This is a genomic window from Sphingomonas trueperi (genome assembly GCF_040545965.1).
Classification (GTDB): Bacteria; Pseudomonadota; Alphaproteobacteria; order Sphingomonadales; family Sphingomonadaceae; genus Sphingomonas; species Sphingomonas trueperi_C.
This window is the reverse complement of sequence record NZ_JBEPMV010000001.1, coordinates 484,619-505,242: the sequence shown is the minus strand read 5'-3', so window position 1 is coordinate 505,242 and position 20,624 is coordinate 484,619. Positions and strand designations below refer to the sequence as shown.

11 protein-coding genes and 1 pseudogene are annotated in these 20,624 nt (G+C 67.5%); 7 read left to right on the top strand and 5 right to left on the bottom strand.

The window, feature by feature from the left end:
- Positions 1-16: 16 nt before the first annotated feature.
- The 5 genes and pseudogenes from ABIC35_RS02415 to ABIC35_RS02395 all read right to left on the bottom strand — a co-directional run bounded on the left by ABIC35_RS02415 (position 17) and on the right by ABIC35_RS02395 (position 6,501).
- Complete coding sequence (locus ABIC35_RS02415) at positions 17-958, bottom strand: TauD/TfdA dioxygenase family protein (RefSeq protein ID WP_121078824.1); 942 nt, start codon at positions 956-958, stop codon at positions 17-19.
- A gap of 18 nt (positions 959-976) precedes the next feature.
- A complete protein-coding gene (locus tag ABIC35_RS02410) occupies positions 977-2,374 on the bottom strand; it encodes an MFS transporter (protein WP_121078823.1) in 1,398 nt (465 codons plus the stop codon).
- Between the two features lie 4 nt (positions 2,375-2,378).
- Positions 2,379-4,802, bottom strand: a complete 2,424-nt coding sequence (locus ABIC35_RS02405; protein ID WP_354278204.1) for a TonB-dependent receptor — start codon at positions 4,800-4,802, stop codon at positions 2,379-2,381.
- A 284-nt stretch (positions 4,803-5,086) separates the two neighbouring features.
- Positions 5,087-5,998 (bottom strand): annotated as a pseudogene (gene cysK, locus ABIC35_RS02400) (cysteine synthase A); the annotation flags it as partial.
- A gap of 59 nt (positions 5,999-6,057) precedes the next feature.
- Positions 6,058-6,501: an RrF2 family transcriptional regulator gene (locus ABIC35_RS02395; RefSeq protein WP_121078819.1), complete on the bottom strand. Its 444-nt coding sequence runs from the start codon at positions 6,499-6,501 to the stop codon at positions 6,058-6,060.
- Between the two features lie 20 nt (positions 6,502-6,521).
- On the opposite strand from ABIC35_RS02395, the gene ABIC35_RS02390 reads away from it, so the two are divergent.
- The 7 genes from ABIC35_RS02390 (at position 6,522) to ABIC35_RS02360 (ending at position 20,622) form a co-directional block, all read left to right on the top strand.
- The gene (locus tag ABIC35_RS02390; protein WP_354278202.1) at positions 6,522-7,247 is read left to right on the top strand and encodes an RNA polymerase sigma factor; all 726 of its coding nucleotides are present in this window, start codon (positions 6,522-6,524) and stop codon (positions 7,245-7,247) included.
- Positions 7,244-8,221, top strand: coding sequence for a FecR family protein (locus ABIC35_RS02385; RefSeq protein WP_354278201.1), 978 nt, complete (start codon positions 7,244-7,246; stop codon positions 8,219-8,221). The genes ABIC35_RS02390 and ABIC35_RS02385 overlap by 4 nt, the downstream gene beginning before the upstream one ends.
- A 124-nt stretch (positions 8,222-8,345) precedes the next feature.
- Entirely contained in the window at positions 8,346-11,525 is a 3,180-nt protein-coding gene (locus ABIC35_RS02380) for a TonB-dependent receptor (protein WP_354278200.1), read from the top strand.
- 106 nt (positions 11,526-11,631) lie between these two features.
- The gene (locus ABIC35_RS02375; RefSeq protein WP_121078815.1) at positions 11,632-13,167 is read left to right on the top strand and encodes a tryptophan halogenase family protein; all 1,536 of its coding nucleotides are present in this window, start codon (positions 11,632-11,634) and stop codon (positions 13,165-13,167) included.
- 17 nt (positions 13,168-13,184) lie between these two features.
- Positions 13,185-13,901, top strand: coding sequence for a SapC family protein (locus ABIC35_RS02370; RefSeq protein WP_121078813.1), 717 nt, complete (start codon positions 13,185-13,187; stop codon positions 13,899-13,901).
- Positions 13,898-14,545 (top strand): DUF6445 family protein, encoded by a 648-nt coding sequence (locus tag ABIC35_RS02365; protein ID WP_121078811.1) that lies wholly within the window; start codon positions 13,898-13,900, stop codon positions 14,543-14,545. Before ABIC35_RS02370 ends, ABIC35_RS02365 begins: the two co-directional genes overlap by 4 nt.
- Positions 14,546-14,919: 374 nt before the next feature.
- Entirely contained in the window at positions 14,920-20,622 is a 5,703-nt protein-coding gene (locus ABIC35_RS02360; protein WP_121078809.1) for an MBG domain-containing protein, read from the top strand.
- Positions 20,623-20,624 lie beyond the last annotated feature (2 nt).

Genomic DNA, 20,624 nt, shown 5'->3' with positions numbered 1-20,624 from the left:
GCAGTGAGGTGAGAAGTCAGGCGGCGGCTTCGAGCGCGGCGACCGGCTCGGGCTTGAGCACCCGGCTAGGCGCGCCGTCGACCCCGCGCGGTACGTCGCCGGCGATGGTCGCGCGGCGCAGCGTGCGGCGCTGGTGACCGAAATCGGCGATGGCGCGGTGCTGGGTGGCGCGGTTATCCCAGATCGCCACGTCTCCCGGGCTCCAGCGCCAGCGCACCGTGTTCTCGGGCTTGGTCGCATGGTCCTGGAGGATGCCGAAAAGCCGGGCGAAATCCTCGCGGCTGAAGCCGACGAAGCTCTTCACGAAGCTGCCGAGCAGCAGCAGCTTCTCGCCGGTCACCGGATGGACGCGCACCACCGGGTGCTCGGTCTCGTAGGCCGTGGACGCGAACACCTCGCGGTGGCGGCGTACCTGCTCGCTGGTCGCCTCGGGGCGCTGCTGGGCATAGTCGAAGGCGTTGGTGTGGACCGCACGCAGGGTCTCGACCAGCCCCTTGAGCGGCTCCGGCAGCGTCTCGTAGGCCGTCACCGCATTGGCCCAGAGCGTGTCGCCGCCGGCGGACGGGATGGTGATCGCGCGCAGGATCGAGGCGGCGGGGTAGGCGGGCAGGAAGGTGATGTCGGTATGCCAGGCCGAGGCGGCCTCGCCTTCCTTGCTGTCGAGGTCGAGCAGGAAGCGCGAGCCCGCGGCGACCGGCACCGTCGGGTGCGCGAGCGGGTCGCCGAGGCGCTCGGCAAAGGCTTCCTGCGCGGCATCGTCGAGATGCGACTGGTTGCGGAAGAAGATCACCTTGTGGCGGTAGAGCGCCGCGCGGATCGCCTCGACAGTAGCGTTGTCGATGTCGCCGCCCAGCCGCACGCCGCGGATCTCGGCGCCGATCCGGCCGGCCACGGGGTGCACGTCGAGCACGCTTTCGGTGTCGGCGGCGTTGGGGAAGTCATGCGTCTGGATCGTCATGTGCATTCTCCTTCAGGGTCACAGGGGAAGTTGGCCGGCGGCACGCGCATCGAGCGCGCGACGGATGGTGGCATGGCGCTGCGCATCAAGCGGGAAGCGCCAGATGATGGCGGCGGACAGGATGTGGGCGAGCGCCGGGCCGAGCGCGAAGACGTATTTCAGCGTCTCCAGCGCCTCGGGCGGGTTGGCGCCCTTGGGGCTGAACCCCATCCAGGCGACGAAGGGCAGCGCGATGCCGATGCCGATCGCCGGCCCCGCCTTGGTGGCGAGGCTGAATACCGAGAAGAACAGGCCGGTGCGGTTGTGCCCGGTCTCAAGCTCGTGATGATCGGCAACGTCGGCGACCATCGCCCGCAGCATGAGATTGCCCGAGCCCTGCGCCAGCCCCTGCGCGATGGTGAGCGCCAGCAGCAGCCCGATCCCGCCCGGCACGACGAACAACAGGCCGAGGTTGATCGCCACCTGCACGAGTTCGCCAACAATGGCGGTCTCGCGCTTGCCGAGGCGGCGGCCGATCTGCAGCCAGAGCGGCGCGGCGAAGATGCCGAAGACGAATTGGAACAGGTAGAGTCCGCTCGCCCAACCGGGTTCGCCCATATAGTTGACCGCGAAGAAGGTGATCAGGCCGGCGCGGATCGACTGGCCGGCGGTCACCGCCACGTCCGAGGCGAGCACGCGGACCAGCAGCCGGTCGCGCAGGATCAGGCTGGCGGTGCGGAGGAAGCCTTCGGGGCGGGGTTCCAGGGCCGGGCGGGGCGGCTCTCGGAAGGCGGTGAGGCTCAGCAGCAGCGCGGGCGCCAGCGTCAGCAGGATGAAGCCGCCGACGACATGGAGCTTAAGCGCGATATCGGCAGGGCGGAGCTGTTCGAGCAGCGTCGGCAGGATCAGCACGAGCAACAGACCGGAAGCTTGCGCGGTCTGCTGGAAGGTCACCGATCGGGTGCGGCCGTGATAGGCGCCGGAAAGCTCCCCCGCCCAGGCGGAAAAGGGCACCTCGATCATCGTCCAGCCGGCGTAGAAGAGGAAGAGCGCGGCGGCGAGGTAGAGCAGCGCCACCGTCGCGGGCGGGAAGAAGAGCAGCGCCGAGCCGAGGCCGAAGAGCAGCCCGCCCGCAGCGATCCAGGGCCTGCGCCGGCCGAAGCGGCTGCGCGTGCGGTCGCTCAGCACGCCGACGATCGGGTCAGCGGCAACGTCCCAGAAGCGGCCGAGGAAGAAGATCAGCCCGATCGTCGCCAGCGAGAGGCCGTAATGGCTCGCGTAGAGCTGCGGCACGAACAGGATCAGCGGCAGCCCTGCGCCCGCGATCGGGATCGCCAGCGAGGCGAAGCCGATCAGCCGCCAGGCCGGCGGTTCGTCGGCGCGGATCGGCGGGGAGGCGATGCGGAACCGGGTGTCGTGGGCGGGGATCGTCGCCATGGGCTCACCATTTCGTCCGGAGGGTGGCGCCCAGCGTGCGCGGATCGCCGAGGATCGCCGTGACGAGCCCGGTGTTCGCGACGCTGAGCGTCTGGAAATAGTTCTTGTCGAAGAGATTGCGGGCCCAGACCGACAGGTCGAGCCGGCCCTTGTCCAGCCGCACGCCGATGCGCGCGTTCACCAGGTCATAGCTGGGGACCAGGCCGTAGCGGCTGTTGCTGGCGACGGTGTAATAGTTGGAGCGCCACGACCAGTCGGCATGGCCGTAGAGCGTGATCCGGTCGGTCAGCGCGTGGCTGGCATCGGTGCCGAGCGACGCCGACCATTTGGGCACGCCGGCCAGTCGCTGTCCGCTCATGTTCTGGAGCGGCGACCCGCCGGGCTGCGCGGTGGTCGGGTTGAGTGCCTCCACCGGCGTCGGGCCGTTCGGATAGTTCCGATAGGTGGCATCGGTATAGGCCAGCGCGCCGGTGAAGCCGAGCGCGGCGATCGGCTGCCACGCCACATCCGCCTCGAACCCGCGCGACCGTACCTTAGGGATATTGGCGATGTAATTGATGTAGCTGTTGGTACCGATCACCTGCTGGACGATCGTCGTCTGGTAGTTGGTCACGTCCGCCCAGAAGCCGGCGAGGTTCGCGGTGAGGGTGTGGTGGAACAGCTGGGACTTGAGGCCGATCTCGTAATTATCGGTCTGCTCGGGATCGACGACGGCGCTGACGCCTGCCGGAATGGTGGTGAGGTTGAGCCCCTGCGACTTGGTGCCGCGCGAATTGGTAGCGTAGAGCAGCACGTCGTCGACCGGCTTCCAGCTCAGCGTCGCCAGCCAGGACCAGCTGTCGTCCTTGGCGTTCACGCTGTAGTTTGCGGGCGGGGCGAGGCCGTTGCGGATCGCCTGGGCGCGCGTGGCCTGCGCGGGTGTCAGCCCGGCGAGCGACTTGCCGTCGGTCTGCAACGAGACATAGCTCCCCCATTTGTCCTCATGGGTGAAGCGCAGCCCGGTGGTGAGGCTCAGGCGCGGATTGATGTGCCAGCTCGTCTGCGCGAAGGCGGCGATGCTGCGGGTGTGCGGATCGGAGCGCGAGCGCGAGGTGAAGCCGTTGACCGCCGTCTCGGAGACTAATGGCGCATCGGTCGGGTACAGCCAGTTGGGCGCATCCGCGCCGTAGATCGCGGACCCGACGCCGCGCACCACCTGCCAGAAATAATAGCCGCCGATCAGCCAGTCGACACGGGCGGAGCCGTTAGAGGCGATGCGGACTTCCTGGCTGAACTGGCGCTGGAAATTCTGCTGGTTGCTCTGGAGGTTCACCGACAGCCGGGTGACGTCGGAATCGTTCGACGGATACCAGTTCCAGTGCCGCCCGGCGGTGATGGAGGTGATCGTGGCGCCGCCCAGGTCATAGTCGATCTCGCCCGAGATCCCCCATGTGTCCATGATTGCGTAGAAGGGCGAGTTGGCGTCGGTCTTGCGCGCGAACGGATCGAAGGGGAGCGGCGTGTAGCCGGCGCGGGCGGCGCGCTGGAGCCAGTTGTTGGCGATGCTCGCGCCATTGGTGTAGCTCGTGAAGACCGAGACCGGCAGGTTGATGCAGCATTGCTGGCGCTGGTTCGAATAGTCGCCGATCAGCCGGATCGACAGGCCGCTCAAGGGCGTGACGAGCAGTTGTCCGCGCGCCGTGAAGTCGTCGTAAGTATGGACGTCGCGGCCTGTCGTGACATTGTGAATGAAGCCGTCGCGGTGCGTCTCGGCCAGACTGATCCGCGCGGCGGCGATGTCGGCGAGCAGCGGGCCGCTCAGCGAGCCGCGCAACTGGCGGTAGCCATAGTCGCCGAAGCTCGCCTCGCCCTGCGCTTCGGTCTCGAAGCTGGGCAGGCGCGAGCTGATGTTGATCGCACCCGCCGTCGTGTTCTTGCCGAACAGCGTGCCTTGGGGCCCGCGCAGCACCTCGACGCGCTCGAGATCGACCAGGTCGAACTGGCTCTGCCCCGGGCGGCCGTAATAGACGCCGTCGATATAGAGGCCGACGCCGTTCTCGATCCCGTCATTGGTCAGCGCGACGTTGGAGCCGAGGCCGCGGATGTTGATGTTGGTGTTGCGCGGGTTGAAGCTGAACACCTGTAGTGCGGGCACCAGCTGCTGGATCTGATCAAGCCGATAGTCGCCGCGCGCCGCCAGCGTTTCGCCGCTGATCGCGCTGAGCGCGATCGGCACGTCCTGCGCGCGCTCCTTGCGGCGACGGGCGGTGACGAGGATGTCGTCTCCATCGGCGACGGGTGCGGCGTCGGTGGGCTCGTCCGCTGCGGCCGGCGCGCGTGCCGGTTCAACGGCGGCCAACTGCACGGTTTGGGCCTGGGCGGCACCGGCGAAGAGCGCAACGAGGCTTGCGCCGGCAAGCCATGCCGGCACGGACGAAGAAAGCGACAATGGAATCTCCCTGGCAGGTCGTGGGCGATCGATCCGCAGCGGCCGCGACGGGTCATCTTCGGGCGCGGCAGGCGCCCGAAACTTCGCGCGGCACGATGGCGATCGTCGGCCTTATGAGACCACGAGTTAGGGGTTAGCGGCCCCGGCGTTTCTGCTGGATCAGCTCACCTCCCTTGTGGTGGTATCTTATGTCTACTTCAAGGGTAGAGATTAGAAACCTAGTTTGGCTTGGCCGCCGCGAAGTGCAGCTTGGGCGTTGTCGAAAGTCCGGCGTTGTCGGTGCCCTCGGCGACGAAGCCGGGCACCGAGAGGTACCGCTCGCCGGTATCATAGGCGAAGCCCAGCACCCGCAAGCCGGTGAGCTCCGGGAGCTTCGCCGCGATCGCCGCCAGCGTCGCGCCCGAGCTGGGGCCGACGAGCAGCCCCTCCCGCCGCGCCGCCGCCTGGGCGAACCACAGGGCCGCCTCCGCTTCGATCTGGAGCACGCCGTCGAGCATGTCCGCATGCAGGTTGGTGGGCACGAAGCCCGCCCCGATGCCCTGGATTGGGTGCGGCCCCGCGCGTCCGCCGGAAAGTACCGGCGACGCAGCGGGCTCGACCGCGAACACCTGCAGCCCCGGCCATTCCATCTTCAGCGTTTCTGCCAGCGCAGTGATATGGCCGCCCGTGCCGACGCCGGTGATGATCGCGTCGATCGGTTCGTTGCGGAAATCGGCGAGGATCTCGATCGCGGTGGTGCGGGCATGCGCGTCGATATTGGCGGGGTTGTCGAACTGGCGTGGCATCCAGGCGCCCGGCACCGCTGCCGCCAGTTGCTCGGCGCGGGCGATGGCGCCGGACATGCCCTGTTCGCGCAGCGTGAGCTCAACCTCCGCGCCATAGGCCTGCATCAGCCGGCGCCGCTCTACCGACATGCTTTCGGGCATCACCAGGATCAGCCGATAGCCCTTCACCGCCGCCACCATCGCCAGCCCGACGCCGGTATTGCCGCTGGTCGGCTCGACGATGGTGCCGCCCGGGAGCAGCGCGCCGCTGCGCTCGGCAGCCTCGACCATCGCCAACGCGATCCGGTCCTTGAGCGATCCGCCGGGGTTGCCGCGTTCCGACTTGATCCACACCTCTGCATCCGGGAACAGCCGGGATAGCCGGATGTGCGGTGTGTTGCCGATCGTGCCCAGGATGCTCGCTGCCCGCATGTGGCTCTACCCCATTATTCGCAGCGAGCGTAATTCCTACTAATAGAATAGGCAATAAATCACGGCTTGCCTCCGGCCAATTCCAGATTGGCCGTGGGGAAGGGGTCGGCGAGCGTCACGCTGTCCAGGATCCGGGCGGTTTCGTCGCGAACCTGCAGCATCAGGCTGCGGAGCCGGCATGCGGATTCCGGCACGCAATTCTCGCAATGCTCGTGCGGATCGCGGCTGGCGCAGGGCACCAGCGCGATCGATCCCCGCATCAGCCGGATGATGTCGCCGATCCGCACTTCGGCCGGCGTCGGCACAAGCACATAGCCGCCTTCGCGTCCCCGTTGCGATCGCACCAGCCCCTCGCGGCCCAGCTCGGACAGGATGACGGTGAGGAACTTGGCGGGAATGTTCTGCGCGGCCACCATCTCTGCGAGCGGGACCACGCCTTGTCCGTGGCGATCGGCAAGATGTTGCAATGCGCGGATCGCGTAGCGGCTCTTCTGCGAAAGCATGTCCCGCTATGCGGGGATCGGTGGGCATTTTCAACGCGAGGGCCACGCCGCGCGCGCCAAGCGCAAAAAATCACCGCGCTGCCGCGAAGGATTTCGCTATCCTGGGTCTCTCTGAGGGCAAACAGAATATCCGCGCGCAGCCAAAGGAGGGAACGGCGACACGCGACCTGAAATCTGCGCTGGAGCGCCGCCAGCTATTGGCGCGGTGGGTCGCGTGCGAGATCGTTCCGCACGAGGGCCGCATCCGCGCCTGGTTCGCGCGCAGACGGCTGGCGCCCGAGGATGTGGATGAGCTGATGCAGGAAGCCTATTGCCGGATCGCGACGCTGGACTCGGTCGACCACATCGATTGCGGGCACGCCTATTTCTTCTCGATCGCGCGCAACCTGTTGCTGCGCAAGCTCAAGCGCCAGCAGGTTGTTCCCTTCGAAGCAATCAGCGAGATCGAGAGTTTCCGCGATACCCAGACACCTTCGCCCGAAGAGCAGGTTGCGACCCGCCTCGCCTATGAGCGGGTGATGGCCCTGATCGCGGGTTTGCCCGAGCGCTGCCGCCGCATCGTCGAGCTGCGCAAGATCGAGGGTTGGTCGCAGAAGGAAATCGCCGCGCACCTGGGCATGACCGAGAAGGCGGTGGAGAAGCAGGTTTGGATCGGCGTGCGCGCCATCCGCGAGGGCTGGTCCGCTGCCGGTGGGATAGCCGGAGCCGAGGCGCCCGAGACCGGTCGCAAGGCGGGCATCCTGTGAACGATCCGGAGCGCCTGGCCGATGACGAAGCCGCGTCGCTGTGGGTCGCGCGGATGGACGGCGGCAGCTGGAGCGAGGCCGATGAGGCGGCGCTGCAGCGCTGGCTGGCGCAGGACCCGCGCCGTCACGGCCTGCTGCTGCGCACCCATGCCCTGTGGCAGGTGCCGCGTCTCGAACCACAGGTTGCCGTCGTGGAGGAAGACGCGCCGCTGGAGACCGGTACGCCGGGCTGGCGGCGGCGCGGCGTGCTGGGCGGGCTGCTCGCAGCGTCGGCGGCTGGGATCGCGGGCGCTTTGCTGCTCCCCGGGCGCGGGGTCGGCTATGTCACCAAGGTCGGCGAGATCCGGCGGGTGCCGCTGGTCGACGGATCGGTGATGACGATCAATTCGGGCACCGAGCTGCAGGTGCGCATCGCCAAGCGCGCGCGCGAAGTCGAGCTGGCGCAGGGCGAGGCCTGGTTCGAAGTGGCCAAGGATGCAGCCCGGCCGTTCGTCGTCGCCTCGGGCAAAGTGCGGGCCAAGGCGATCGGTACCGCCTTTTCGGTGCGCAAGCGCGACAACGGCGTCGAGGTGCTGGTCACCGAAGGCGTGGTCGAGACCTGGTCGGACGGGGAGGAGGCGCAGCGCGTGCGCCTCACCGCCGGGCAGTGCGCGCTGATCAACGAGCATGCCATCGTCCATTATGAAACGGACAAGCCGTCGTCGGTCGATCGCGCGCTCGCCTGGCGCAGCGGGATGATCGATCTCGACGGCACCACGCTCGCCGATGCGGCGGACGAGTTCAACCGCTACAACGATCGCCAGATCGTCATCGCCGATCCCGATGCGGCGGGCGAGCGCTTCGACGGGCTGTTCCGCATCAACGATCCCGAAGGCTTTGCCGAGGCGGTCCGCAACGCGCTCGACCTCGCCGTCAACACCAGCGATCCCCGCTTCATACGTATTCAGCGCGCGGCCAAGCCGCGGACCCTGTAATCGGCGGATCGAAAAAATCCGCATCTTGGAAGAATTTGCGCGAAGGAAAATCCAACCCCGGGTCTCTAGGTGTGTACAGGTCGCAAAGACCTGACAAAAAGTAGAATGAACAGGGAGGGGTTTCATGGCGAACGCCACGTTGCGTGGAGCGCTGTTCGCGTCCACGAGCATCGTCTGCATGGTCGCGATGCCTGCGGCCGCACAGGCTGCTACGCAAACCAAACGTTTTTCCATCGAGGCGCAGCCGGCAGAGACGGCGATCGGGCTGTTCGGTCATCAGGCGGACGTGCAGATCATCGCGGCGCGCCGGCTGACGCAATCGGTCCGCACCAACGGCGTGCGCGGCGAATACACCGTCGGGGACGCGCTCAATCGCCTGTTCGCCGGCACCGGCCTCGTTGCGCGCCAGACCGGCCCGCGCACCTATGCCGTCGTTCCGCGACCCACCTCGGACAAGTTCGTGCCCGCCACAAGCACGAAGCTCGCGCTGTCGGCGCCGGGCGGGGGGGCGCAGGCGCAGTCCCCGACGCCTGCGTCCTCCCAGTCCACCGCCGCCGCCGCGCCGCAAGTGGCGGGCGAGGATGATCCCGCTATCGTCGTGACCGGGCTGCGCGCCAGCCTCGACAATTCGCGGGGAATCAAGCGCGAGGCATCGGAAATCGTCGATGCGATCTCGACCAAGGACATCGGCAAGCTGCCCGACGCCAACCTGGCGGAATCGCTCCAGCGCATCACCGGCGTATCGATCGACCGCTCGGGCGGCGAGGGCGCCTTCATCACCGTCCGCGGTTTCGGGCCGGAGTTCAACACGGTTCTGGTCAACGGCCGGCAGGTCGCCACGCCCACCGACCCCAGCCAGGCCTCGGGCCGTGCCTTTGCCTTCGATACGCTGGCGTCGGAGCTGGTCTCGGGCGTCGAAGTCTATAAATCCTCGACCGCGCGCTACCAGTCGGGCGGCGTCGGCTCGACGGTGAACATCAAGACCGCGCGGCCCTTCGATTACAAAGGGCTGAAATTCGGCGCGACAGTCGACGTCAACTATGACGAAAACGCGAAGAAGAGCGCGCCGGACGCCTCCTTCCTGTTCGCCGACACCTTCGCCGACGGCACGCTGGGCGTGCTGGTCTCGGGCAGCTACCAGCATCGCTTTACCCGCCTCAAGCAGGCAGCGACCGATGGCTGGCTGGTCAACCCGGCCATTCCCGCAGCGGAGGTCAATGACGGCAAGGGCGCGGTCGGCGCCGGCAACCCGCAGGGCAACATCTTCATCCCGCAGAATTTCGACACCCGCGTCACCCGCGAGGATCGCGAGCGGATCGGCGGCACGCTGGTGCTGCAATATCGACCCAGCGACGCCGTGACGGTGACTGCCGACGGCCTCTACACCAAGTTCACCAACAAGACCGATGCGCGCTCCTACGGCCACTGGTTCACCGCGTCGAACCTGACCAACGTCAAGACCGACGCCAACGGCACCGCGATCGACCTGACCCAGGCGAGCGGCATCGCCACCGACTTTCACGACAAGAAGTTCGACAAGCGCACCAACACACGCGCCGTCGGCCTCAACGTCGAGTGGCAGGTCTCGCCGACCATCACTGCCAGCCTCGACGGCACCTATTCGCTCGCCAAGGAAGACCCCAATGGCGGCAAGGAAGCCTATCTGGCGCTGCTCGGCTATCTGACCGGCTCGTCGCGTTATCAGTCGGACGGCGCGCGCCTGCCCTGGCAGACGGAGACCCTGCCAACCTTCGCCAACCCGGCCAGCCGCTGCGGCAGCGCCGTCACCGATTCCGGGCGGCCGGGCAGCACCACCGTGGTGGGCGACGGCCAGCCGATGTGCCAGCACGTGATGCTGCTGCGCGGCTATGGCATCCGCGACGAGGTGAAGCAGGGCCGCGCCGACTTCACCTACAAGGGCTTCAGTCTGGAAGGGCTGGTGAAGGCGAGCAGCGGCTTCTACTGGTCCGAGGACAAGAAGGACACGTCGCTCTATTCCAACGACGGCGGTACCGGCTGCACGACGTGCGGCTACAATCTGCCGGTGCCTTCGGGCGTGGCGATCACCACCTTCAATGCCGGCAGCGACTTTCTGTCGGGGGTGAGCGGCTCCAACCGCCTGCCGACCCAGTGGCAGACCTTCGACGGCCCGACGCTGTTCAACGCCATCACCGCGCAGCAGGGGCCGGGCTTCACCTTCGCGCCGCCGCTGGTCAACGACACCATCGTCAAGGAGCGGGTGATCGGCGGCTATCTCGAGACCGAATGGCGCGGCGCCGTTGCCGGCCGGCCGATCTCGATCGTCGCGGGCGTGCGGTTCGAGGATACCTCGACCAACGTCAACGGCCTGGCCACCGCCTATACCGCGCTGGTCAAGCTCGCCAACGACCAGACCCAGTACGGCTCGACCGCGTCCGGCACGACGCGGTCGATTGGGACCACGCATTACACCGACATCCTGCCCAACATCGCGCTGAAGTGGCAGGTCTCGGATGCGTTAACCGTCCGCTTCGCCGCATCGCAGACGATCACCCGGCCGACGCTGGAGCAACTCTCGCCGGTGACGACGCTGGTGACGCTGCGCCCGGGCAACTTCGCCGCCAGCCGCGGCAATGCCGACCTCAAGCCGTTCAAGGCCAGCAACCTCGATGTGTCGTTCGAATATTATTACGGCCGGTCGAGCTATGTGTCGCTCGGCGGCTATCTGAAGAACGTCAACAATTTCATTGTGCTCAACCAGACCACCGGGCCGGTCGCGGGGGTCTCCGGCTCGCTGCTCGATCCGGCCACCGGCCTGCCGGCGCAGTTCACCATCACCGCACCGGTCAACGGGCAGGACGCGACCGTAACCGGGCTGGAGGCCGCGTGGCAGCACGCGTTCGGCGACACCGGCTTCGGCTTCCAGCTCAACGGCACGCTGGTGGGTTCCAACCGCCATCTCGATCCGCAGGACCTGCGCAACAAGTTCGCGCTGACCGGGCTGTCCAACTCGGCCAATGCGGTGGCCTTCTACGACGCGCACGGGATCGAAGCACGCCTTGCGTTCAACTGGCGCGACCACTTCCTCCAGTATCTCGCGCCGCCGCCGCTCAATGGCGCCGGCCAGGCGGTCACCCAGGTGCGCGCCTATTCGCAGGTCGATGCCAGCCTCACCTACCACATCAACCCGCAAATCGCGGTGTTCGCCGAAGGGGCCAACCTGACCAAGTCGATCGCCTTCAAATATGCCTATTACGCCAACCAGTTCCTCAATGCCGAGGATACCGGTCGGCGGTTCAAGCTGGGCGCGCGCATCAGCTTCTGATCCCGCACGGGGGTCCGGGGCCGGGTGGGGATTTCCCGCCCGGCCTCCTTTGTCAGCCGTGCAATCATGCTAGACCGATGCGCGAGAGAGGAATGTCGGGGATCTGATGAGTCGCCACATACAGTCGGTCTGCATCGTCGGGGGAGGATCTGCCGGGTGGCTCACCGCGGCGCTGATCGCCGCGCGCCACGGGCCCGATCTGCAGGTCACATTGGTCGAGAGCGTGCGGCTGGGCATCATCGGGGTGGGCGAGGGTACCTGGCCGACGATGCGCAACACCCTGCGCAAGATCGGCATTTCCGAAACCGACTTCCTGCGCACCTGCAAGGCCTCGTTCAAGCAGGGCGCCAAGTTCGCCGGCTGGCGCACCGGCGCGGCCGATGATTTCTACTATCATCCGCTGGTGCTGCCCGAGGGCTTCCCCACTGTTGACCTGGCCCCGTTCTGGAACGCGCAGGCGGCCGATGCGGGCACGCCGTCCTTCTCCGATGCGGTGTGCTTCCAGGAGTTCCTCTGCGAGCATCATCTCGCGCCCAAGCAGATCACTTCGCCCGAATATGGCGGCGTCGCCAACTATGCCTATCACCTGGACGCGGTGCGGCTGGGCGAGATGCTGCGCGAGCATTGCGTCGGCAAGCTCGGCGTCCGTCATGTCGACGACGATATCGTCGAGGTGGAGCAGGCCGAGAATGGCGACGTCACCGCGGTGATCGGCCAGCGGCACGGGGGCATTGCCGCCGATCTGTTCGTCGATTGCAGCGGCTTTTCCTCGCTGCTGCTCGGGCAGACGCTGGGGGTGCCCTTCATCGACTGCAGCGACGTGCTGTTCATCGATCGCGCGCTGGCGGTGCAGGTGCCCTACGAGACTGACGACGCGCCGATCGTCTCGCACACCGTCTCCACCGCGCAGGACCATGGCTGGATCTGGGACATCGGCCTGCAGAACCGGCGCGGCGTCGGCTATGTCTATTCGAGCCGGCATGCAGGTGCCGATCGGGTGGCGGAGGCGCTCGCCGCCTATGTCGGCCCCGCCTTCGCCGACCTCACCCCGCGCGAGATCACGATCCGCTCCGGCCACCGCGAAACCTTCTGGAAGAACAATGTCGTCGCGGTCGGGCTGGCGGCGGGGTTCCTCGAGCCGCTCGAGGCCTCGGCGCTGGTGCTGATCGAGCTCTCGGCCGACTATATCGCCAGCGCCATGCCCGCGACCCGCAGTGCAATGGACATCGTCGCGCGCCGCTTCAACGACATGACCCGCTATCGCTGGGACCGGATCATCGAGTTCCTCAAGCTCCACTATATGTTGTCCGAGCGCGAGGACACCGCCTTCTGGCGCGACAACCGCGATCCCGCGACCATCCCGCAGCCGCTCCAGGACCTGCTCGAGCTGTGGCGCCACACCCCGCCCGGCGAGCATGACTTCGCCAGCGCGCACGAGATGTTCCCGGCGGCGAGCTACCAATATGTCCTCTACGGCATGGGGTTCCGCACCGCGCCGCGCGCGCATGCGCTCGCCGCTCGTCACGCCGCCGAGGACGCGTTCGAGCGCGTCGCGGCGATGAAGCAGCGGCTGGGTGCCGCGATGCCGACCAACCGCGCGCTGCTCGACAAGCTGGCGCAGTATCGCTTCCAGCCCGTCTGACCTTGAAAGAACCCGCGATGAATCTGGTGCAACTCACCCGCAAGGACCACGCAGGACTGCGCCTGGATCCGCCCCGCGCGCTCGCGGCGGCGGCGAGCGTCCACCTTGTGCCCTTGGTCGCGGGCGAGATCCGCAAGGTGGCGAGCCAGTTCCCTGTCTTCCTCGCCAAGGACGGCGAGACCGGTCAGTTCTACCCTGCCGCGCTGCTCGGGCTGGAGCCGCAGGAGAATCTGTTCTGGGACGGCACGACGTTCGATGCCGATCACGTGCCGCTCAACTTGCTGCGGCTGCCCTTCTTCGTCGGCAGCGGTCCGCTGGAGGGGCAGGTCTGCATCGACAGCGACAGCGCCGCGATCGTCGCGGACGGGCCAGTCGGCATCGTCGAGCCCGACGGCAGCGACAGCGCCTATCTCCAGTCGGTGCAGGCGATCCTCGGTCAGCTGGTAGCCGAGCAGGCGCCCACCGCGGTGCTGGTCGATCTGGTCACCGAACATCGGCTGGTCAGCGAAGTGAAGCTGGAAGTCGCCTTTCACAACGGCACTTCCGCCTCGCTGTCCGGCCTGTACGGCATCGATGAGCGTGCGCTGGGCCGGAAGGCGGCGGCGCTCGGCGATTGGGATCAGGTGATGGTGCTGGCGGCGATGGCGCTGTCGCTCGATCACGTGGCGGGGCTGGTGCGGCGCAAGAATGCCCGGCTCGCGACCGAGGCTTCGTGGTTTGCCCCCGGGGCATGACCGTCGCGGCGACGCGGATGGGGACGGAGCAGGTGCCGCTTTGGCAGGTAGACGATGCCCATCCTGCGCCCGGCCTGTTGGTGGAGGCGGCGAGGCGCCTGCCGTTCGAGCGGGAGGAGGGCGACCTCTATCCCGGCCTGCGCGCCCCGGTGCCCGATGGATATGCCGATTGGCTGGTGAAAACGGGGGGCGCAGCGGTCGGCAGCGATCCCGCCATCCTGCGGGCGAGCTTCGCGGTAGCCAGCGACGATCCGGTGCGCCTTGCCCCGATCCAGCGTATCCCTCATTTCGATGACTGCTCGGACGCGATCGTGGCAGCGGTCCATTATCTGTGCGCTGCGCCGCACGGTGGAACCAGCTTCTACCGGCACCGAATGACTGGCTTCGAGCGGATCACCGCCCAGCGCCTGCCGCTATGGCGACAGGCACTGTCCAGGGACGGCCAGACTCACGGTCTTCCGCCCAAGGTCTATCACGATGGCGACAGTCCGGCATTCGTCCGCATCGGTCAGGCCCCGCTCGCCTTCAATCGCCTGATCTTCTATCCGGCCAACTGCCTGCATGCCGGCGACATCGCCAACTCCTGGCACATGGCGGCCACCGGCCCGCGCCTGACCATCACCTCGCTGCTCCGATTCTCCTGATCCGGTTACCGGCCGTCGTTCGGCGCTAGCCGGGCGGGGCCTGTCTGCGGCTGCTCCGGCCGTGATGCTGCAAAACATCTCAATCTCCTGCCACCGCGTCTCAGACTTGCTGCGTGGCCTTGACGGCTCGAGCCCGACGGTGGCCTGCCGCGCGAGCACAACGGGGATCATGGGGGCATGATGCTGCGCGGGAAAGGACGTCGCCTTCCGGGGGGAAGGCGCGTCCGCGCTGGCGAACAGGGGGGCGACGATGGTGCGCCAGCCGGGGCGCGCGCGCCATCGTCGCTATTCGCGGCCTTCTGCCTGCCTGAATCCATGTGTGCCGGTGCGGCTGCGCGTCGCACGCCACTTCCATTCGTGAGCGAGTGGAAAATATGCTGACGCGCCGCCGCGCCGCCTTTGTCGACCATCGCGAGGCCATCCTGCCGCGCAACGGGAACCACCACGTGCGCCGCCTGCTGCTCGGTGCGACGATCCTCGGTGGTGCCTTGCCGCTCGCCGCGCAAGCGCAGAGCACGCTGCCGAGCGGGAGCAATGTCGTCGCGGGCCAGGCGACGATCGGTCAGGCGGGCAGCACGATGACGATCCGTCAGGGCAGCGACCGCGCGATCATCGACTGGGCCGATTTCTCGATTGGCGAGAAGGGCGCCGTGCTGATCGAGAACGGCTCTGGCGCGACGCTCAACCGGGTGACGGGGAGCGCGGTGTCGTCGATCGATGGGCTGCTGCGGGCAACCGGATCGGTGTATCTGGTCAACCCCAACGGCGTCGTCATCGGCGCACGGGGCGTCGTCGATACCGGCGGCAGCTTCATCGCTTCGACGCTCGACGTCCCCGACGCAGCGTTCCTGGCGGGCGGCAGCCTGACCTTCACGGGCACCTCGCGGGCGAAGGTGGTGAACCTCGGCAAGGTCGGCGCGCTCGGCGGCAATGTCGCGCTGATCGGCGCGGTGGTGGAGAACCAGGGCAGCCTCTCCGCCGCGAACGGCACCGTCGGCATGATCGCCGGCAACAAGGTGCTGCTCCGCGACGCCGCGCATGACGCCGGCGGACTGTTCTCCGTCCTCTATGGCGACGCCCAGACCAGTGCGGCCAATGGCGGAACGATCGCCGCCGCCAATGTCGAGCTGCGCGCGCAGCAGGGCAATGTCTATGCGCTGGCGGGAAACAGCGTCGGCACGATCAACGCCACCGGGGTCCGCCGCGGCGACGGTAAGGTGTGGCTGGTCAGCGACGCCGGCAGCACCGAGGTGGCGGGAACGATCCGGGCACAGGGTGCGGGTGGATATGCTGGCGCGATCGAGACCTCGGGTGCGCGGCTGCGCATCGATGCCTCGACGATCGACGCGAGCGGCGGCACCTGGCTGATCGATCCCGAGGATTTGATCGTCGATGCGGCGGCAGCGTCCACCATCAACGCCACGCTGGGCAACAATACCGGGGTGACGCTCACCACCGGCGCGAACGGCGCCAGTGCCTATGGCAACGGCGACGCGAACGGCGCGGGCGACATCCTGATCAACGCCGGCCTGGCGTGGAACACCGGGGCGACGCTGACGCTCAACGCCTATCACGGCATCGCGGTGAATGCTCCGATCGCCGTGAACGGCCCGGGGTCCGTGGTGCTGCGCACCAATCAGGGCGGCACGGGCGGCAAAATCGGCTTTGCGCCTGCAGGCGCCATCAGCTTCGCCGATAATCAGCCGGGGCAGGCGCTCCGCATCAACGATGAGACTTACAAGCTCCTATATTCCTGGGACGAACTGAAGGCGATCAACGGCAACGCGGGGCCGTTCGCGCTCGCGCACAACCTGCCATACGCCGCCTTTACAAACACCCCGGTGCCCGTTCTGGCCAGCGTATTGGATGGGCTGGGGAACACCATCGACAGCTTCACGATCCGCCCCACAAAGGCGACGAACGTCGGCCTGATCGGTACGATCAATGGCGGATCGGCGGTGCGAAACCTGGTGATCGGCCGGGTCGACATCTTTGATTGGAGCGACAACGGCAGCAGTTTCATGGGCGGGTTGGCGGGTACCAACAACGGCACCATCGAGAATGTCCGCCTTGTCTCCTCCGTTTCCACAGCTGCCGGCGGGGACATCGGTGGTCTGGTCGGCCTCAATAGGGGCACGATCCGGAATGTGTGGGTACAGTCCGCCCCTACCGGCAACTCGAACGTCGGCGGGGTGGTCGGGGAAAATTTCGGCCAGATCATCGGTGCCCAGCTTACGGAGACTCAGGAAGTCTGGGGCGCGCGCAATGTCGGCGGCTTGGTAGGCTCCAATGCCTTCGGGGCCACCATCACCGATTCTTCCGCCAGTGCGCCGGTCATCGCGGACCGGTACTATCTGGCTACCGCGGCCGGACGGGTGCCCGGACCCACCGTGGGCGGACTGGTCGGTTATAATGCCGGCACGATCTCGCGATCTTTCGCAACCGGCGCCGTGAAGGGGTCGGTGGAGATCGGCGGTCTCGTCGGTGCAAATGTTGGCGGCGTGATCGAGCTATCCTACGCCACCGGGGACGTCATCGCGACAGTCGCGGACGCCGGCGGGCTCATCGGTGTCAATAGCTGGGATGGCTCGGCGGACCAGATTGTTCGCAACGTCTACGCCACCGGCAATGTTACGGCCGCTACGGAGGCCGGCGGGCTTGTCGGCTATTCGGAGGGCGTGATTGAATATGCCTACGCCTCCGGAAAGGTGAAGGCCCTAGACTTTACGACGGGCGGGGGCATCGCGGGCGCCAGCGTCGGAACCCTGACCGAGGTCCGCTGGGACGTAAATGCGACGGGCCAGTATCGAGCGAACGGTAACCTCTATACGACAGACGTCACCGCCCGCGGGTTGTACAGTACGGCGTCGGTCAAGAGCGCCATGTCCTACGATAACTGGGACCTCGACTCGAGCGGCGGGCAGAACAAGGCCTGGCGGATCTACGAGGGTGCCACCGCGCCGCTGCTCAAGGCCTTCCTCAAGCCGGCGACCGTTTCGCTGACCGGCGACTTGTCGGCAAGCGTGCTCTATGACGGCACCAACCAGGCGACGCGTTACGGCGCCGTCATTCGCGGCGCGGACGGGCGGGCGGCCGATCCCGCGCTGATCACCGGGACCCTCGGCTATAGTTGTTCTGGCGGCAACGGCAGTTGCGTCGATGCCGGCCTCTACACGGTACGTGCCGCGGGCAGCCTGGCGTCGACCCAATCGGGCTATGACATTGTCTATGCCGACATGACGGCAAGCCTCCACATCGGCGAGCGCGTGCTCGACGTGACGGCGAACGGCGCGACCATGGCCTATGGCGACAGCGTGCCGGCGCTCACCTATCTGCTGGGCGGCGACGGGCTGGTCCATGGCGACACGCTCACCGGCGCGCTGTCGACCAGCGCAACCTCGACGACGGGCATCGGCACCTATGCGATCACGCGAGGCACGCTGAGCGCCAGCAACAACTACAGGGTGCGCTTCACCGGCGCGGACGTGCGGGTGACGCCGCGGTCGCTGACGGTGACGGCGGAAAACGCGGCGATGGTCTATGGCGACGTGGTGCCCGCGCTCAGCTACCGGCTCGGTGGCGCTGGGCTCGTCAACGGCGACCTGCTGAAGGGCGCGCTCGCAACCGACGGCAGCGATTTCACCGGGGTCGGCAGCTACGCGATCACGCAGGGCACGCTCAACGCCGGCCCCAATTACGCGATCAGCTTCGTCGGCGGCGCGCTGTCTATCACCCCACGCGCGCTCACGGTGACGGCGGACGACCTGACGATGGTCTATGGGAGCGCCGTGCCCACGCTCCGCTATACGCTGGGCGGCGGGGGGCTGATGTATCACGACACGCTGAGCGGTTCGTTGGCGCCCAATGTCAGCCCCACCACTGGCGTGGGTACCTATGCGATCGGGCTGGGTACGCTGAGCGCCGGCCTCAACTACACGCTGAGCATGCTAGGCGGCAGCATCGCCGTGACGCCGCGGGCGCTGACCGTGCGTGCCGACGACCGATCCATGGTCTATGGCAACGCCGCCCCGTCGCTGACCTATGCGCTGGGCGGCGCGGGGCTGGTCAACGGCGACACGCTGAGCGGCGCGCTGGGGACCGGCGCAGGTGTAACCAGCCCGGTCGGCAGCTATGCGATCGGCCAGGGCACGCTGAGCGGCGGGGCCAACTATGCGCTCAGCTTCACCGGCGGCACGCTGTCGGTTACGCCGCGTGCGCTGACCGTGACGGCGCGGGACCGAACGATGGTCTATGGCGACGGCACGCCCGCGCTGACCTACGATGTGGGTGGCGCGGGGTTGGACAATGGCGATGCGCTGAGCGGTGCGCTGGCGACCAGTGCGGGCGCGACGAGCCCGGTCGGCAGCTATGCGATCGGGCAGGGAACGTTGGCAGCCAGCGCCAACTATGCGCTGAGCTTCACCGGGGCCAATCTGTCGGTGACGCCGCGATCGCTGACCGTCAATGCGAACGATCGCAGCATGGTCTATGGCGACGGCATCCCGACGCTGACCTATGCGCTGGGCGGCGCCGGGCTCGTCAATGGCGACACGCTGGCTGGCGCGCTGGCGACCAGCGCGGGTTCGACGAGCCCGGTCGGAAACTATGCGATCGACCAGGGTACGCTGACCGCCGGATCCAACTATGCGCTGCACTTTGCCGGCGGCAATCTCTCGGTCACCCCGCGGGCGCTGACCGTGACCGCGAACGGCCGCAGCATGGTCTATGGCGATGCGTTGCCGACACTCACCTACGCGCTGGGCGGCGCGGGGCTGGTCAACGGCGACTCCCTTTCCGGCGCGCTGGGAACCGCTGCGAGTTCGGCGAGCGCAGTCGGCACCTATGCGATCGGCCTGGGCAGCCTGAGCGCCGGGGCCAATTATGCACTGAGCTTCACCGGTGCGACGCTGGCGGTCACTCCGCGGCCGCTGACCGTGACCGCGAACGATCGCAGCATGATCTATGGCGACAGCGTGCCGGCGCTCACCTATGCGGTGGGCGGTGCAGGGCTGGCCAATGGGGATACGCTGAGCGGCGCGCTGGCAACAAGCGCTGCGCCGACCGGCGCGGTGGGCAGCTATGCGATCGGGCAGGGCACGCTGGCGGCGAGCAGCAACTACACGCTCAGCTTCGTCGGCGGGAAAATGGCGGTAACCCCGCGTCCGCTCACCGTGACGGCGGATGCGCGATCGATCGTGTATGGCGATGCGCTACCGACGCTCAGCTATGGCGTCGACAGCGCGGCGCTGGTCAACGGCGACACCGTGCAGACAACGCTGAGCGGTGCGCTGGCGACGCGCGCAACCGCGACGAGCGGGGCCGGCAGCTATGCGATCGAGCAAGGGACGCTGCGCGTCGGCAGCAATTACGCGCTGAACTTCGTCGGCGCCGACCTCTCGATCGCCCCGCGCACGCTTGCCGTGACGGCAGGCGACCGCACCATGGTGTACGGCGATGCCGTGCCGACGCTGGCCTATGCGGTCGACCCAGCCGGCCTGGTGCACGGGGATACGCTGCAAGGCACGCTGACCGGCGCGCTGAAAACCTCTGCCGGCGCGACCAGCCCGGTCGGCAGCTATGCGATCGGCCAGGGGACGCTGAGCGCGAGCGCCAACTATGCGCTCAGCTTCACCGGCGGCACGCTGGCTGTGGCGCCGCGCCCGCTGATCATCCAGGCGCAGGACAGCAGCAAGGTGCTGGGCACCGCGCTCGATCCCAGCGGCATCGGCTTCCAGGCGATCGGCCTGGTCAATGGCGACCGGGTGGACGGGGTCGCGCTGTGGAGCGAAGGCTTCGGCGCCGCAGCGCCCTATGATCCGGATCCCTATGCGATCGCCGTGACGAACGCGTCGGGGACGGGGCTGTCCAACTATGCGATCGTCTACCAGAATGCGCCGACCGGCCTGATCGTGCGCGATCCCAACGTGCGGCCGACGCCCCTGTCGATCCGATTGGCCGGCGACGGCGCCCCCGCGGCCGTCTGGCGGGGTGCGGATGGCGCACGCCGCGGCCCGCGAACGGATGGCCCCATTCCGATGCGACCTTTTCCCGGCATCTTCTTCAAGCGGCAGAACTGAAC

Excerpts from the sequence above, each read along its gene's own strand:
- ABIC35_RS02410 (WP_121078823.1), bottom strand. The coding sequence starts at position 2,374 with ATGGCGACGATCCCCGCCCACGACACCCGGTTCCGCATCGCCTCCCCG.
- ABIC35_RS02380 (WP_354278200.1), top strand. The coding sequence starts at position 8,346 with ATGGCGAACGCCACGTTGCGTGGAGCGCTGTTCGCGTCCACGAGCATC.
- ABIC35_RS02415 (WP_121078824.1), bottom strand. The coding sequence starts at position 958 with ATGACGATCCAGACGCATGACTTCCCCAACGCCGCCGACACCGAAAGC.
- ABIC35_RS02370 (WP_121078813.1), top strand. The coding sequence starts at position 13,185 with ATGAATCTGGTGCAACTCACCCGCAAGGACCACGCAGGACTGCGCCTG.
- ABIC35_RS02365 (WP_121078811.1), top strand. The coding sequence starts at position 13,898 with ATGACCGTCGCGGCGACGCGGATGGGGACGGAGCAGGTGCCGCTTTGG.
- ABIC35_RS02360 (WP_121078809.1), top strand. The coding sequence starts at position 14,920 with ATGCTGACGCGCCGCCGCGCCGCCTTTGTCGACCATCGCGAGGCCATC.
- ABIC35_RS02375 (WP_121078815.1), top strand. The coding sequence starts at position 11,632 with ATGAGTCGCCACATACAGTCGGTCTGCATCGTCGGGGGAGGATCTGCC.
- ABIC35_RS02395 (WP_121078819.1), bottom strand. The coding sequence starts at position 6,501 with ATGCTTTCGCAGAAGAGCCGCTACGCGATCCGCGCATTGCAACATCTT.